Origin of the sequence: Escherichia sp. MOD1-EC6475 (assembly GCF_003046645.1) — a bacterium.
Taxonomy (GTDB): Bacteria; Pseudomonadota; Gammaproteobacteria; order Enterobacterales; family Enterobacteriaceae; genus Escherichia; species Escherichia ruysiae.
The window spans coordinates 36,174-50,430 of sequence record NZ_PZKQ01000048.1 but is presented as its reverse complement, the minus strand read 5'-3'; the positions used below and the strand labels follow the sequence as shown (position 1 = coordinate 50,430).

The following is a 14,257-nucleotide window of genomic DNA, read 5'->3' as shown; positions in this document are numbered from 1 at the left end:
GCGGATAAGGTGTTTACACCGCATCCGGCAATCGGTGATTAATCCAGTTGCGTAATATCAAAAGCGGCGCGGTCGATCACCGCAATGATCTTTTTTATCTGTGCGTCGGTGATATCGCTATGGTTGACGCGTAAGTCCAGCACCGCTTTAAAATTATCCAGCGCCCGCTTCATTTGCGGGTTCTGGCGCAGCGCCGCACCAACACAACGCGCTTTGATGCGTTCCTCAATCATCTCTACTTGTTCGCGGTTTTCTTCCAGCCACTGTGCGCCCTGTTCGGTCAGCGCAATCTGCTTCTTGCCGCCTTCCTCTTCGCGAATGGTAATTAGCGACTGCTCCTGGAGAAAATCCAGCGTCGGGTAGATGACGCCAGGGCTTGGGGTGTAATTCCCCTGGGTCAGATTCTCAATCGCTTTAATCAACTCATAACCGTGGCTGTCATCGCGCGAGAGAATATCCAGAATTACCAGTCGCAATTCACCGTGACCAAAGAAACGCTGCCGACGACCGCCGCCGCGACCGTGGCGACCACCGCAGCATTGACCGTGTTCATGCTGGTGACCGTGCCCGCAGTGCTCGTGTTCTGACTTCTCACCTTTGCAGCAGCCTTCATGGCGTGGCTGGCCTTCATGTTTACAACACCCTTCGTGATGATGGCTCATATCAGCCTCCTTTTTCTTAATTAGATATATCTAATTTATATCTGATATGTGAGTTGCTGCAAGTACAAAAATGATTTTTAAACGCAAATGTACTCAACATGTAGGCCGGATAAGGCGTTCACGCCGCATCCGGCAGCCTTGCTACGGTGCTGAATGACTTCACATACTTCAGATATATCAGTACTACAAATTGCTTGCATTTATCATGATTAACAATCATTATCATTTGCGAATTTTATTTAGATATATCTGATTACCATCACGAAGGCGATAACAATGAATAACTCTCCCCGCTACCCACAACGCGTTCGCAATGATCTGCGCTTCCGTGAACTGACCGTGTTACGTGTTGAGCGCATCAGCGCCGGTTTTCAGCGCATTGTCCTCGGCGGCGAGGCGCTGGACGGTTTTACGTCGCGCGGTTTTGACGATCACAGCAAACTCTTCTTTCCTCAACCTGGCGCTCACTTTGTACCGCCAACGGTAACTGAAGAGGGTATCGTCTGGCCGGAAGGGCCACGTCCACCGTCGCGCGACTATACGCCACTGTATGATGAGCAGCGCCATGAACTGGCGATCGATTTCTTTATTCATGACGGTGGTGTCGCCAGCGGCTGGGCGATGCAGGCACAACCGGGCGATAAACTCACAGTAGTCGGACCGCGTGGTTCACTGGTGGTGCCGGAGGATTACGCGTATCAGGTGTATGTCTGTGATGAATCCGGAATGCCCGCACTGCGTCGACGCCTGGAAACGTTGAGCAAACTTGCCGTTAAACCGCAAGTTACCGCGCTGGTCAGCGTGCGGGATAACGCCTGTCAGGATTATCTCGCGCACCTTGACGGTTTTAACATCGAGTGGCTGGCGCATGATGAGCAGGCGGTGGACGCGCGTCTGGCACAGCTGGAAATTCCTGCCGATGATTATTTCATCTGGATAACCGGCGAAGGCAAGGTGGTTAAGAATTTAAGCCGCCGCTTTGAAGCGGAACAATATGACCCACAGCGGGTACGCGCAGCGGCTTACTGGCACGCAAAGTAATTGATATATGAAAAAAGGCTGACGATTTCTCGTCAGCCTTTGCTGTATCTGGTGGCCCCTGCTGGACTTGAACCAGCGACCAAGCGATTATGAGTCGCCTGCTCTAACCACTGAGCTAAGGGGCCATGGTAGCGGATTATAAAGTAACTCCGTGCTGCAATCCAGCCATTAGCGCGCGGCTGCTGTTTTTATAAACAATGTGTTTTCAATTCGTTATACTTCCTGCGAGTTGTGTTGTTCAGGAGTTAATATGGTTGACGATATTCTTGCGCCAGGATTGCGTGTGGTGTTTTGTGGCATCAATCCGGGTCTTTCTTCCGCAGAGTCTGGCTTTCCGTTTGCCCATCCGGCAAATCGCTTCTGGAAGGTGATTTATCAGGCCGGATTTACCGACCGTCAGTTGAAGCCGCAGGAAGCGCAGCATCTGCTGGATTATCGTTGCGGCGTTACCAAACTGGTAGACCGTCCAACGGTGCAAGCCAATGAAGTTTCAAAGCAGGAGCTGCACGCAGGCGGGCGTAAGCTAATTGAAAAAATTGAAGATTACCAACCACAAGCGTTGGCGATTCTGGGCAAACAAGCATATGAACAGGGATTCAGCCAGCGCGGCGTACAGTGGGGGAAACAAACGCTCACTATTGGTTCGACGCAGATTTGGGTGTTGCCGAATCCCAGCGGTTTAAGTCGCGTTTCACTGGAGAAACTGGTTGAGGCGTATCGGGAACTGGATCAGGCGCTGGTGGTGCGTGGGCGATAAAAACGCCACCGAAAAGGTGGCGTTTGTGCAGAGGGACTAGTGCCGGGTGCGGCGTAACGCCTATCCGGCCTACCGATTAATCGTCCAGGAAGCTACGCAGCACTTCAGAACGGCTCGGGTGACGCAGTTTACGCAGCGCCTTCGCTTCGATCTGACGGATACGTTCACGGGTAACGTCGAACTGTTTACCCACTTCTTCCAGCGTGTGGTCGGTGTTCATGTCGATACCGAAACGCATACGCAGAACTTTCGCTTCACGCGCGGTCAGGCCAGCAAGCACGTCGTGCGTTGCCGCACGCAGGCTTTCAGTGGTCGCAGAATCCAGCGGCAGTTCGAGGGTGGTATCCTCGATGAAATCTCCCAGATGCGAATCTTCATCATCACCGATCGGCGTTTCCATGGAGATTGGCTCTTTGGCGATCTTCAGCACTTTGCGGATTTTGTCTTCCGGCATCAGCATACGTTCAGCCAGTTCTTCCGGCGTCGGTTCACGACCCATTTCTTGCAGCATCTGGCGAGAAATACGGTTGAGCTTGTTGATGGTCTCAATCATATGCACCGGAATACGGATGGTGCGCGCCTGATCCGCGATAGAGCGGGTGATCGCCTGACGGATCCACCAGGTTGCGTAGGTGGAGAACTTGTAACCACGACGGTATTCGAATTTATCAACCGCTTTCATCAGACCGATGTTGCCTTCCTGAATCAGATCGAGGAACTGCAAGCCACGGTTGGTGTATTTCTTAGCGATAGAAATAACCAGACGTAAGTTCGCTTCAACCATCTCTTTCTTCGCACGGCGGGCTTTCGCTTCACCGATGGACATGCGACGGTTAATGTCTTTAACCTGCTCAATGGTCAGGCCGGTTTCTTCTTCAATCTGCTGCAGTTTCTGCAGGGCGCGATGCACTTCTTCAGAGACATCGTGCAGTTTTTCCGACCACGGCTTGTTCATCGCAATTGCCGCGTTGAACCAGGTATCGCTGGTTTCGTTGCCGGTAAACAGGGTGATGAAGTTTTTCTTCGGCATTTTGCACTGCTCAACGCAGAGCTTCATGATCAGACGTTCTTGTGTACGAACGCGATCCATCATGACGCGCATACTGTTGACCAGGTAGTCAAACTGCTTCGGCACCAGGCGGAACTGTTTGAATACTTCAGACAGTTTCAGGATCTCTTCCTGAGCAGCAGCGTGGCTGCGGCCTTTCGCTTTGATGGTGTCACGCGTTACAACGTACTGAGCGCGCAGTTCAGCAAATTTTTCACGAGCCAGTTCCGGGTCGATGCTGTTGTCATCGTCGGCACTGTCGTCGTCGGCATCTTCTTCGTCTTCATCTTCGTCATCGTCCAGATCTTCTTGAGAAAGCTCTGAACCGACGTGAGTGGCGGTTGGCGCCAGATCTTCTTCTGCGTTCGGGTCAACAAAGCCAGTGATCAGATCGGACAGACGCGCTTCTTCTGCTTCAACACGATCGTACTGTTCCAGCAGATAGGTGATCGCTTCCGGATATTCAGCAACGGAGCATTGAACCTGGTTGATCCCGTCTTCGATGCGTTTAGCGATGTCAATTTCGCCTTCGCGGGTCAACAGTTCAACGGTGCCCATTTCACGCATGTACATGCGTACCGGGTCAGTCGTACGCCCGATTTCAGATTCCACGCTGGAAAGCACCTGCGCGGCGGCTTCGGCAGCATCTTCGTCTGCTGTGTTTTCAGCCAGCATCAGGTCATCGGCATCCGGCGCTTCTTCCATCACCTGAATGCCCATGTCATTGATCATTTGGATGATGTCTTCGATCTGATCGGAATCGACGATATCTTCCGGCAGATGGTCATTGACCTCGGCATAGGTCAGATAGCCTTGCTCCTTACCACGGGTGACAAGAAGTTTCAGCTGTGACTGCGGGTTTTGCTCCATAAGACGGTATCCACACTTATTTCATGAGGTTGGTGTTGGGCGATTGACCGGATATCATTCAGACGTTAATACTGAAATCCAACGGTTGTTTACCGCCAACGATAATTACGAGGGCGTACTTATATCATTGCCGCTGCCTCTCAGTGCGGCTGTCGGGGGCTTCCCGATCGCTATTCGGCACTTAAGCCGTTAAATCACTTTTTCGCCAGTTCCTGGTTTAATGTCCAGAGTTCCAGGCGTTCTTCATTGCTTAAACCATGCGTGCGCTCGCGAGCAATTAACTCTTCCTGGCGCAGTTCAAGCAACGAATCAAACATATGGTTGAGTGAGTCGGTGAAGGTTTGCTCAGCAATATTCCTATCTGCTATATCGTCCCACATCGACAGTTTTTCAAGGGTGGCAGCATTATTTGTACCACGATAGTGCTCTAAAAGTTGCCCGGTGGTCAGACCTGGCTGAGAGAGACAAGTGTTGACCAGTTCTCTGAATAAGCCAAGTCCGGGTAGCTTATTTTCATCCAGATTCTCAAGCGGCGGGACTAACGTCGCTAATTCTGGATTTTGCACCAGCAACCCTATAAGTATACGCATGGTCGTGCGTTTTAGCTGCGGAACAGGACGAGAAACGCCGTTCTCTGCTGCTTTCGGCATTAATCGTTCAAGCTGGCTGTCATCAAGGATGCCTAACTTGTTGCCTAATTCCTGACGAAGATAGATGCGCAGCGTTTCTCCTGGCACCTGAGAAATCAGCGGCAGCGCCAGCGTACTTAAACGTGCGCGCCCGTCAGGAGTACTCAGATCAACCTGCGGCATCAGGCTGTTAAACAGAAACGCGGAGAGCGGCATTGCCTGCTCCATTCGCGCTTCAAACGCCTCTTTACCCTCTTTGCGCACCAGTGTGTCTGGGTCTTCGCCATCCGGTAAAAACATAAAGCGTAACTGACGGCCGTCTGTCATATAAGGCAGCGCAGTTTCCAGCGCCCGCCAGGCGGCATCGCGACCTGCACGGTCGCCGTCATAACAGCAAATGACATTGTTGGTCGCACGGAACAACAACTGAATGTGATCGGCAGTGGTTGACGTACCCAGCGATGCAACGGCGTAATTAATACCGTATTGCGCCAGCGCCACCACGTCCATATAGCCTTCGACCACCAACAGACGCTGGGGTTCAGCGTTATCCTGCTGCGCTTCATAAAGACCGTAAAGCTGGCGGCCTTTATGGAAAATATCGGTTTCCGGTGAGTTCAGGTATTTGGGGGTATCGTTGCCCAGCACGCGCCCGCCAAAACCAATCACCCGACCGCGTTTATCGCGAATAGGGAACATCACCCGCTCGCGGAAACGATCGTAACTGCGACCCTGATCGTTGGTGACCAACATGCCCGCATCAATCAATGACTGACGATTTTCTGGATTGCCGCCAAACCGTTTCAGGACGTTGTCCCAGCCGGGGGGCGCAAAACCAATCGCAAAGCGGGCGATGACCTCGTGGCTTAATCCGCGTTTTTCCAGATACTGGCGCGCAGATGTGGCAACAGGTTGTTGTAAAGATTGTTGGTAAAACGTATTCAGACCGTCCATCAACTGATAAAGCGTTTGCCGTTGATGGCGCTCTATCTGGCTGGGGCCGCTGCCTGCTTCAAATGGCACTTCAAGATTGTGCATTGCCGCCAGCTCTTCGACCGTTTCGACGAACTCGAGCTTGTCGTAGTTCATCAGGAAGTCGATCGCGTTGCCGTGCGCGCCACATCCAAAGCAGTGGTAAAACTGTTTCTCACCGTTAACGGTGAATGACGGGGTTTTCTCGTTGTGGAAGGGACAACACGCGTGAAAATTCTTGCCCTGCTTTTTCAGCTTCACACGAGCATCGATCAGATCGACGATGTCAGTGCGCGCCAGCAGATCATTAATGAATACGCGTGGGATTCGTCCAGCCATAGGCCCCGATTTTTAGCAATTCATAAACGAAAATAAGCCGCGCATTCCTTTCGGAAGCACGGCCTTACAACTACAACTCGGTCTGATCGGAGAGCAACGCTCTCAGGGAATTAGTACAGACGAGTGCGGCGTGCGTTTTCGCGAGCCAGTTTCTTCGCGTGACGTTTCACTGCAGAAGCTTTAGCGCGCTTACGTTCGGTAGTCGGTTTTTCATAGAACTCACGACGACGAACTTCCGCCAGAACACCTGCTTTTTCGCAGGAACGCTTGAAGCGACGCAGAGCTACGTCGAACGGCTCGTTTTCACGTACTTTAATTACCGGCATGTGCCTCTCACCTTTGATTAATTCGGTTTGCCGCTGGCATCAACGCCAGCTTATTTCAAAATGGTGCGGAATTTTACTGCAATTGCTGCTGCTTTGTAAAGCACCGCGACCTCTTTTGAAAGGGACTTTTATAAGGGTGAGGAGTATACACGAGGCTTTCTCCAGGGGCGAACAAAGTTTTACATCAACCCGCATTGGTCCTACACTGCGCGGTAATAAAGCGAGGTAAAACAAGTCATGCGTGTACTGGGTATTGAAACTTCCTGCGATGAAACCGGCATCGCCATTTACGACGATGAAAAAGGTTTGTTAGCCAACCAATTGTATAGTCAGGTGAAATTACACGCTGACTATGGCGGCGTGGTGCCTGAACTGGCCTCCCGCGATCACGTGCGTAAAACCGTACCGCTGATCCAGGCGGCGCTGAAAGAGTCTAGTTTGACGGCAAAAGATATTGATGCCGTGGCCTATACCGCAGGCCCAGGATTAGTCGGCGCGCTGCTGGTTGGTGCGACCGTGGGACGTTCTCTGGCGTTTGCCTGGAACGTTCCGGCGATTCCGGTGCACCATATGGAAGGGCATCTGTTAGCACCGATGCTGGAAGATAACCCGCCGGAATTTCCGTTTGTCGCATTGCTGGTTTCCGGCGGTCATACGCAGTTAATCAGCGTTACCGGCATTGGTCAGTATGAGCTGCTCGGCGAGTCCATTGATGATGCCGCTGGTGAAGCGTTTGATAAAACCGCGAAGCTGTTAGGGCTGGATTATCCTGGCGGGCCGCTGCTGTCGAAAATGGCGGCGCAGGGTACAGCCGGGCGCTTTGTCTTCCCGCGTCCGATGACCGACCGTCCGGGGCTGGATTTCAGCTTCTCCGGCCTGAAAACCTTCGCCGCGAACACGATTCGTGACAATGGCACCGACGACCAGACGCGTGCCGATATTGCCCGCGCCTTTGAAGATGCGGTGGTCGATACGCTGATGATTAAATGCAAGCGTGCGCTGGATCAGACCGGATTCAAGCGGCTGGTAATGGCAGGTGGCGTGAGTGCTAACCGCACGCTGCGGGCGAAACTTGCGGAAATGATGAAAAAGCGTCGCGGCGAAGTGTTCTACGCGCGTCCGGAATTTTGTACCGATAACGGTGCGATGATCGCCTATGCCGGAATGGTGCGGTTTAAAGCAGGCGCGACGGCGGATCTCGGCGTTAGCGTGCGTCCGCGTTGGCCGCTGGCAGAGTTACCGGCTGCGTAAAACTCTCGGGTGCCGGAGAGCAATTTCCGGCACCGTCCCCACTTAAAGCAAAACCACGGGCATCCACAGTAAGCCGGTAATCACCAGCAACACGAGGAATATCAGCCCAAAAATCGCCCCCAGTCGCCAGTAATCCACTGTTGGCAGATAACCACTACCGTAGTAAATCGGACTGGGCCCGGTGGCGTATGGCGTAAGAATGCTCCCCAGACCAATTGCCGCGCCAACCATCAGGCAGAACACCGGCAGCGGGATTTCCGGCATCGCCAGCGCGGCGGCAATCATCATCGGCGCGAGGGCGGAGGTATACGCCGTGGCGCTGGCAAAGAAGTAGCGCAGCAGATAAAACACCACAATCAACGCCACCATCACCATCGTCGGCGAATAACCACTTAAGCTGCCAGCTAACAGTTTGCCAAACCAGCTAATAAAACCGGTGTTGTTGAGTCCGGTGGCGAGGGTGATTAGCGAGGCCAGCCAGAAGAAAACGTTCCACGCCGCTTTATTACTGACAATATCGTCCCAGCTGATAATGCGCAGAAGCAGCATCAGTGCCACCACGCTGTAACCGACCATCGCAGCATCGATATAATCACCGCCGAAAATCCACAGCACCAGCGCGCCCACCATCAGCGCCAGCATCCGTTTTTCACGCGAACAGAGTGGCCCCATCGCTTGCAGTTCCGTCTCTGCCCAGCGCGGCACCTGATCGCCAGACTTCAGCACCGGTGGATACAGCACATAAGCCAGCCAGGGAACCAGCAGAACCAGTAAGATACTGAGCGGCAACATACCGAGGAACCAGTCGCCCCAACTCAGCGTGGCGTGAGATGCGCTTTTCATCAGTCCAATTAACAGCAGGTTAGGCGCCATCGCCGTCAGGAAAATGGCGCTGGTCACGCAGTCGGCAACAATCCCCATCCACATGATGTATGAGCCAATGCTGCGCGAACTACTGTCGTTCGGCTGTGATTGATAGAGCGGCGGCAGGTTACGGATGATGGGATAGATAATCCCCGCACCGCGCGCTGAGTTGGAAGGTGTTACAGGTGCCAGGATCAACTCGGAGAACATCACCGCATAGCCGAGAAACAGTGTGCGATGCCCCATCTTTTTTACCAGAATCAGCGCGATGCGACGTCCAAGTCCGGTTTTTTCATAGCCAGTGCCAAACATAAAGGCGGCGAAAATCAGCCAGATAACCGAATTAGAAAAACCGGAAACCGCCCAGGAGAGGGATTTAGCGGTGAATTTAAAGCCTGGCTGGGCGAGCTGCTCGGGGCTAAACAGCAGCCAGGGCGAGAGAATGGCGATGATGGAGATACCCACCATCGCCACCACGGCACCCGGCACGGGTTCGAGGATCAGCCCAACGATCACGCCGGTAAAAACCGCAAAGTAGAGCCAGGTATGACTCTCCAGCCCTGCGGGAACCGGAAGTAGAGCAATAATGGCGATGACCGCCAGCGGTGCGAGATATCGCCACCATTCAGTGGAAGGTTTCATCGTGTTATGCCTGCGAAAAAGGAGAGGGGGTGAGCCTCTCCGGGAGGGTTATTTGATGTAGTGGACGTGCTCGCAAATCTCTTCCACGATGGGATCGCGGCGTTCGGCGAACAGCTTTTTGTTTTCGGCTATCAGGTTGTTTCCGTGGGTATCAATAGAGACAATCAGCGGACCGAACTCTTTGACCCGGCAGACCCACAGCGACTCCGGCATTCCGAGTTCTGTCCAGTGCACCTCTTCAATCTCTTCCACTTGGGTCGCCGCCAGTACCGCGCAGCCTGCTGGGAAAATTACATGTAGCGCCTTGAATTTCTGACAGCCTTCTTCGGTCAGCGGCCCCATTCCGCCTTTGCCGACCACCAGTTTCACGCCGGTCTGCTCGATAAATTCACGTTCAAAACTTTCCATACGCATACTGGTTGTCGGACCGACGGAGACCATCTCCCATTTGTCGCCGTTTTTGCGCACGATGGGGCCAGCGTGGAAAATCGCTTTGCCGTTGAGATCGTAAGGGATCGGACGTTTGAGTTCGATCAAGCGGCGGTGACAAACGTCACGGCAGGTCACCAGCGTACCGGTCAGGTAGATCACATCGCCAACGTGAATATCTTGCAGATCTTCAGCTTTGATCGGGGTTGTCAGGATCTTTTTCATAACGCGCTCCGGGTGTGAGACAGATTTTCAAAGGAGAGATCGGCATGAACCAGCAGTGTGCCGCGACGATGCGCCCAGCAGCCTGTAGAAACAGCAACGCCGATGGTTGACGGATGGCGAGCGGCAGATTCGATATGCACGCCCATCACTGAACTGTTGCCAGTCAGCCCCTGTGGACCAATCCCCAGACGGTTGAGTCCTTCCTCCAGGCGTAGCTCCAGCTCTGCCGCTTTTGGATTGGGATGGCGGCTGCCAATTGGGCGCAAAATGGCTTTACGCGAGAGCACAGCGGCGGTTTCCACCGAGGTGGCGATGCCTACACCTACCAGCACCGGTGGACAGGCATTTACGGCGAGGGTGGAGATATTTTCGAAGACGAATTTCACCACGCCTTCGTAGCCTTCCGATGGCATTAACACTTTCGAGCGGCCAGGTAGCGTGCAGCCGCCGCCAGCCATGTAAACTTCGATTTCCGCGTCGTCACCGTCGGGGACGATATCCCAGGTAACCCACGGTACGCCGCTACCGGTATTTTTGCCGGTGTTCACTTCGTCAAAAATTTCCACCGCGTTGTGGCGCAGTGGCGCTTTGACGGTCGCCTCTTCCACGGCTTGTTTAAGAATGCCTTGCAGCTCGCCAAGCAGCGGGAAACGGGAACCGACCTTAACAAAAAACATGATTTCGCCGGTGTCCTGACAGGCCGGGCGATTCAGGTCGATCGCTTTTTGCATGTTATCGAACATCGTGTGGTAGATAATTTTCCCCATCGACGACGTTTCGGTGTCCCGAAGCTGTTTTAGTTTATCCACCACGTCATCGGGCATCCGGGTAGAAATCATGGCGGTAAAGTTAGCGACAATATCCGTCAACTTATTCACTGCCTGTTGTTTATTACATTCGCTCATCATGGCAACTCCAGTTTTTCTATTTGTCTGGAAAAAATCACCGCCACAAACTACCACTAAAAATAGGGTTTTATATTTCTTACCGCCGTGAATATGTAATTAACAGTTCGTGAATCAACACGAAAATAAGAATGAATATTGCGCCAGAGCAGGGAATGGCAATGTTTTGCGAAATACACTGAGCCAGTCAAAATTGCGGATAATTAACGATGCTGAATAGCTGGCCTTTAGCCAAAGACTTGCAGGTACTGGTGGAAATCGTCCATAGCGGCAGTTTTAGTGCCGCAGCGGCGACGCTTGGGCAGACGCCCGCATTTGTCACCAAACGAATCCAAATCCTTGAAAACACGCTGGCAACGACGCTGCTTAACCGCTCCGCTCGCGGCGTGGTGCTGACTGAAAGTGGCCAACGTTGTTACGAACATGCGCTGGAAATCCTCACCCAATATCAGCGACTGGTCGATGACGTCACGCAAATCAAAACGCGCCCGGAGGGGATGATTCGTATTGGTTGTAGTTTTGGTTTTGGTCGCAGCCATATTGCGCCAGCAATTACTGAACTGATGCGCAATTACCCTGAATTACAGGTGCATTTTGAATTGTTTGATCGGCAAATTGATTTAGTGCAGGATAATATTGATCTGGATATTCGTATTAATGATGAAATCCCTGATTATTATATCGCGCATCTTTTGACGAAAAATAAAAGAATATTATGCGCAGCACCTGAGTATCTGCAAAAATATCCCCAGCCACAATCCTTACAGGAATTAAGTCGTCATGACTGCCTGGTGACTAAAGAGCGCGATATGACCCACGGAATATGGGAGTTGGGGAACGGTCAGGAGAAAAAATCGGTGAAAGTCAGCGGGCACCTTTCCTCCAACAGCGGTGAGATAGTGCTGCAATGGGCGCTAGAAGGGAAAGGGATTATGCTGCGTTCCGAATGGGATGTGCTGCCGTTTCTGGAGAGTGGCAAACTGGTGCGAGTATTGCCGGAATATGCACAAAGCGCCAATATCTGGGCTGTCTATCGGGAGCCACTCTATCGCAGTATGAAGTTGCGCGTCTGCGTAGAGTTTCTGGCGGCGTGGTGCCAGCAACGACTGGGCAAGCCCGATGAAGGCTATCAGGTTTTGTAAACCTGCCAGAAATTACTCGGGATCTTTTTCGCGCTTTCTTTTGAATTTCGTCCAGATTTTTGTCTCCTGGCGACGCCACAGACGCTGGATGTTGTCATGATGACGCAGCAGGATGAGGCAAGAGAGCATAGAAACCGGGAAGGTAAATTGTGGCTTAAACCACCAGACATAAAACGGGGCAATCAGTGCGCTGACAATCGCTCCCAGCGACGAATAACCGCTGAGTAAAATGGTTAACAGCCAGGTTCCCGCCATCACGCCCGTTAAATCCCAGCCTATCGGGGCGATTGCACCAAAAGCGGTGGCAACGCCTTTTCCACCTTTAAAACCGAAGAAAACCGGCCAGATATGCCCAAGACAGGCGGCAATCGCAATCAGCCCTAGCCAGAAGGGGCTGACGCCTAATTCATACGCGCCCCAGACGGGCAACATTCCTTTCAGAACGTCGAAAATCAGCACTGCTACGGCTGCTCCCTTGCCACCGATACGTAACACATTGGTTGCGCCGGGATTGCCGGAGCCACTGGTTCGCGGATCGGGCAGCCCACACAAGCGGCAAACCAGAATGGCACTGGAAATGGAGCCGCAGAGGTACGCGATGAGGATCATTCCAGGCGCGATTGCACTCATAAGCTGTTCCGTTTTGAAAATTCGTGTTCAACGATGAATCTGTGGATAATACGCACATTTCGCCGGAAGTGGTATCCGGTTAGCCAAAAAGCAGGCAGGACGTGATGGATATTGTATTTATAGAGCAACTTTCGGTAATCACCACTATTGGTGTTTACGACTGGGAACAGACCATCGAACAGAAGTTAGTGTTCGATATCGAAATGGCGTGGGATAACCGTAAAGCGGCGAAAAGCGATGATGTGGCGGATTGTCTCAGCTACGCTGACATTGCAGAAACGGTGGTCAGCCACGTCGAGGGCGCGCGTTTTGCGCTGGTGGAACGCGTGGCGGAAGAGGTGGCGGAACTGCTGTTAGCACGCTTTAACTCGCCGTGGGTGCGTATCAAACTCAGCAAGCCAGGCGCAGTGGCGCGTGCAGCGAATGTTGGCGTCATCATTGAGCGTGGCAATAATCTGAAAGAAAATAATTAATTTTACAGCTGTTAAACCAAACGGTTATAACCTGGTCATACTGCAGTAGTTCGGACAAGCGGTACATTTTTATAATTTAGGGGTTTATTGATGAGCGATATGCACTCGCTGCTGATAGCGGCAATATTGGGTGTGGTCGAAGGATTGACAGAATTTCTGCCGGTATCCAGCACGGGCCATATGATTATTGTCGGTCATTTGTTGGGGTTTGAGGGCGACACGGCGAAAACCTTTGAAGTCGTGATCCAGTTAGGATCAATTCTGGCTGTGGTAGTGATGTTCTGGCGGCGTCTGTTTGGCCTGATTGGCATTCACTTTGGGCGTCCGTTGCAGCACGAAGGAGAAAGCAAAGGCCGGTTAACGCTGATCCACATTTTGCTGGGGATGATCCCGGCGGTGGTGTTGGGACTTTTATTCCACGATACGATTAAGTCGTTGTTTAACCCGATAAATGTGATGTATGCGCTGGTCGTCGGCGGTCTGTTGCTGATTGCCGCCGAATGCCTGAAGCCGAAAGAGCCGCGTGCGCCGGGTCTGGATGATATGACCTATCGTCAGGCGTTTATGATTGGCTGTTTCCAGTGTCTGGCGCTGTGGCCGGGTTTCTCCCGCTCTGGGGCAACTATTTCCGGCGGGATGCTGATGGGCGTGAGCCGCTACGCCGCTTCTGAGTTCTCGTTCCTGCTGGCGGTGCCGATGATGATGGGCGCAACGGCGCTCGATCTCTACAAAAGCTGGGGCTTCCTGACAACCGGCGATATCCCGATGTTTGCCGTTGGGTTTATCACCGCCTTCGTAGTGGCGCTGATTGCGATTAAAACCTTCCTGCAATTGATTAAGCGCATTTCGTTTATCCCGTTCGCCATTTATCGCTTTATTGTGGCGGCTGCGGTGTACGTTGTGTTCTTTTGATTCGGAGCAGGCCCGGTTTTCTCCCTCGCCCTTTTAGGGAGAGGGCCGGGGTGAGGGTAATTGTTCGCTCTGGTACTGGCCTGTTCCCCTCACCCTAACCCTCTCCCAGAGGGGCGAGGGGACAGTTCGCACTAATTTTT

General features: G+C 52.6%; 14 protein-coding genes and 1 tRNA gene. 6 read left to right on the top strand and 9 right to left on the bottom strand.

Going from position 1 to position 14,257, the window contains the following annotated elements; translation table 11 throughout:
* Window positions 1-38: 38 nt before the first annotated feature.
* The gene (gene nfeR / locus A7589_RS15955; protein WP_108188916.1) at window positions 39-662 is read right to left on the bottom strand and encodes a DNA-binding transcriptional regulator NfeR; all 624 of its coding nucleotides are present in this window, start codon (window positions 660-662) and stop codon (window positions 39-41) included.
* 276 nt (window positions 663-938) lie between these two features.
* Between nfeR and nfeF the strand changes: the two genes are divergently transcribed.
* The gene (nfeF, locus tag A7589_RS15945; protein WP_001065908.1) at window positions 939-1,703 is read left to right on the top strand and encodes an NADPH-dependent ferric chelate reductase NfeF; all 765 of its coding nucleotides are present in this window, start codon (window positions 939-941) and stop codon (window positions 1,701-1,703) included.
* Between the two features lie 49 nt (window positions 1,704-1,752).
* On the opposite strand, the gene A7589_RS15940 is transcribed toward nfeF, so the two are convergent.
* Window positions 1,753-1,828: transfer RNA gene (locus tag A7589_RS15940), tRNA-Ile, on the bottom strand.
* Between the two features lie 125 nt (window positions 1,829-1,953).
* Between A7589_RS15940 and mug the strand changes: the two genes are divergently transcribed.
* Window positions 1,954-2,460: a G/U mismatch-specific DNA glycosylase gene (mug, locus tag A7589_RS15935; protein ID WP_000227304.1), complete on the top strand. Its 507-nt coding sequence runs from the start codon at window positions 1,954-1,956 to the stop codon at window positions 2,458-2,460.
* A gap of 76 nt (window positions 2,461-2,536) precedes the next feature.
* Here the strand turns inward: mug and rpoD are convergent, their stop codons facing one another.
* The 3 genes from rpoD to rpsU form a co-directional block, all read right to left on the bottom strand.
* A complete protein-coding gene (rpoD, locus tag A7589_RS15930) occupies window positions 2,537-4,378 on the bottom strand; it encodes an RNA polymerase sigma factor RpoD (protein WP_000437367.1) in 1,842 nt (613 codons plus the stop codon).
* 194 nt (window positions 4,379-4,572) lie between these two features.
* Window positions 4,573-6,318 (bottom strand): DNA primase, encoded by a 1,746-nt coding sequence (gene dnaG / locus A7589_RS15920; protein WP_000918842.1) that lies wholly within the window; start codon window positions 6,316-6,318, stop codon window positions 4,573-4,575.
* Between the two features lie 110 nt (window positions 6,319-6,428).
* Window positions 6,429-6,644: a 30S ribosomal protein S21 gene (rpsU, locus tag A7589_RS15915; RefSeq protein ID WP_001144069.1), complete on the bottom strand. Its 216-nt coding sequence runs from the start codon at window positions 6,642-6,644 to the stop codon at window positions 6,429-6,431.
* 237 nt (window positions 6,645-6,881) lie between these two features.
* Here rpsU and tsaD point away from each other — a divergent pair, with 237 nt between their 5' ends.
* On the top strand, window positions 6,882-7,895 hold the full coding sequence (gene tsaD, locus A7589_RS15905) for a tRNA (adenosine(37)-N6)-threonylcarbamoyltransferase complex transferase subunit TsaD (protein WP_001264373.1): 1,014 nt from the start codon (window positions 6,882-6,884) through the stop codon (window positions 7,893-7,895).
* A gap of 42 nt (window positions 7,896-7,937) precedes the next feature.
* Here tsaD and ttdT read toward each other — a convergent pair whose 3' ends face one another.
* The 3 genes from ttdT to ttdA are packed head-to-tail and all read right to left on the bottom strand — an operon-like array spanning window position 7,938 to window position 10,963.
* Window positions 7,938-9,401 (bottom strand): L-tartrate/succinate antiporter, encoded by a 1,464-nt coding sequence (gene ttdT, locus A7589_RS15900; RefSeq protein WP_000804984.1) that lies wholly within the window; start codon window positions 9,399-9,401, stop codon window positions 7,938-7,940.
* Window positions 9,402-9,449: 48 nt separating this feature from the next.
* Window positions 9,450-10,055: a L(+)-tartrate dehydratase subunit beta gene (ttdB, locus tag A7589_RS15895; RefSeq protein WP_000722945.1), complete on the bottom strand. Its 606-nt coding sequence runs from the start codon at window positions 10,053-10,055 to the stop codon at window positions 9,450-9,452.
* Window positions 10,052-10,963 carry a L(+)-tartrate dehydratase subunit alpha gene (gene ttdA / locus A7589_RS15890; protein ID WP_000986725.1) on the bottom strand — a complete coding sequence of 304 codons (912 nt, stop codon included), beginning with the start codon at window positions 10,961-10,963 and terminating at the stop codon, window positions 10,052-10,054. The genes ttdB and ttdA overlap by 4 nt, the downstream gene beginning before the upstream one ends.
* A 206-nt stretch (window positions 10,964-11,169) precedes the next feature.
* Here ttdA and ttdR point away from each other — a divergent pair, with 206 nt between their 5' ends.
* Complete coding sequence (gene ttdR / locus A7589_RS15880; protein ID WP_000935225.1) at window positions 11,170-12,102, top strand: L-tartrate utilization transcriptional activator TtdR; 933 nt, start codon at window positions 11,170-11,172, stop codon at window positions 12,100-12,102.
* Between the two features lie 12 nt (window positions 12,103-12,114).
* On the opposite strand, the gene plsY is transcribed toward ttdR, so the two are convergent.
* On the bottom strand, window positions 12,115-12,732 hold the full coding sequence (gene plsY / locus A7589_RS15875; protein WP_001272793.1) for a glycerol-3-phosphate 1-O-acyltransferase PlsY: 618 nt from the start codon (window positions 12,730-12,732) through the stop codon (window positions 12,115-12,117).
* Window positions 12,733-12,836: 104 nt separating this feature from the next.
* Between plsY and folB the strand changes: the two genes are divergently transcribed.
* Both folB and bacA read left to right on the top strand, forming a co-directional pair.
* A complete protein-coding gene (gene folB / locus A7589_RS15870; RefSeq protein WP_001295541.1) occupies window positions 12,837-13,205 on the top strand; it encodes a bifunctional dihydroneopterin aldolase/7,8-dihydroneopterin epimerase in 369 nt (122 codons plus the stop codon).
* Window positions 13,206-13,295: 90 nt separating this feature from the next.
* Entirely contained in the window at window positions 13,296-14,117 is an 822-nt protein-coding gene (gene bacA / locus A7589_RS15865; RefSeq protein WP_001305111.1) for an undecaprenyl-diphosphate phosphatase, read from the top strand.
* The last annotated feature ends 140 nt before the right edge of the window (window positions 14,118-14,257 follow it).

What these genes read in the sequence shown, in the direction of transcription:
- nfeR (WP_108188916.1), bottom strand. Translation starts at nt 662, where the DNA reads ATGAGCCATCATCACGAAGGGTGTTGTAAACATGAAGGCCAGCCACGC.
- nfeF (WP_001065908.1), top strand. Translation starts at nt 939, where the DNA reads ATGAATAACTCTCCCCGCTACCCACAACGCGTTCGCAATGATCTGCGC.
- mug (WP_000227304.1), top strand. Translation starts at nt 1,954, where the DNA reads ATGGTTGACGATATTCTTGCGCCAGGATTGCGTGTGGTGTTTTGTGGC.
- rpoD (WP_000437367.1), bottom strand. Translation starts at nt 4,378, where the DNA reads ATGGAGCAAAACCCGCAGTCACAGCTGAAACTTCTTGTCACCCGTGGT.
- dnaG (WP_000918842.1), bottom strand. Translation starts at nt 6,318, where the DNA reads ATGGCTGGACGAATCCCACGCGTATTCATTAATGATCTGCTGGCGCGC.
- rpsU (WP_001144069.1), bottom strand. Translation starts at nt 6,644, where the DNA reads ATGCCGGTAATTAAAGTACGTGAAAACGAGCCGTTCGACGTAGCTCTG.
- tsaD (WP_001264373.1), top strand. Translation starts at nt 6,882, where the DNA reads ATGCGTGTACTGGGTATTGAAACTTCCTGCGATGAAACCGGCATCGCC.
- ttdT (WP_000804984.1), bottom strand. Translation starts at nt 9,401, where the DNA reads ATGAAACCTTCCACTGAATGGTGGCGATATCTCGCACCGCTGGCGGTC.
- ttdB (WP_000722945.1), bottom strand. Translation starts at nt 10,055, where the DNA reads ATGAAAAAGATCCTGACAACCCCGATCAAAGCTGAAGATCTGCAAGAT.
- ttdA (WP_000986725.1), bottom strand. Translation starts at nt 10,963, where the DNA reads ATGATGAGCGAATGTAATAAACAACAGGCAGTGAATAAGTTGACGGAT.
- ttdR (WP_000935225.1), top strand. Translation starts at nt 11,170, where the DNA reads ATGCTGAATAGCTGGCCTTTAGCCAAAGACTTGCAGGTACTGGTGGAA.
- plsY (WP_001272793.1), bottom strand. Translation starts at nt 12,732, where the DNA reads ATGAGTGCAATCGCGCCTGGAATGATCCTCATCGCGTACCTCTGCGGC.
- folB (WP_001295541.1), top strand. Translation starts at nt 12,837, where the DNA reads ATGGATATTGTATTTATAGAGCAACTTTCGGTAATCACCACTATTGGT.
- bacA (WP_001305111.1), top strand. Translation starts at nt 13,296, where the DNA reads ATGAGCGATATGCACTCGCTGCTGATAGCGGCAATATTGGGTGTGGTC.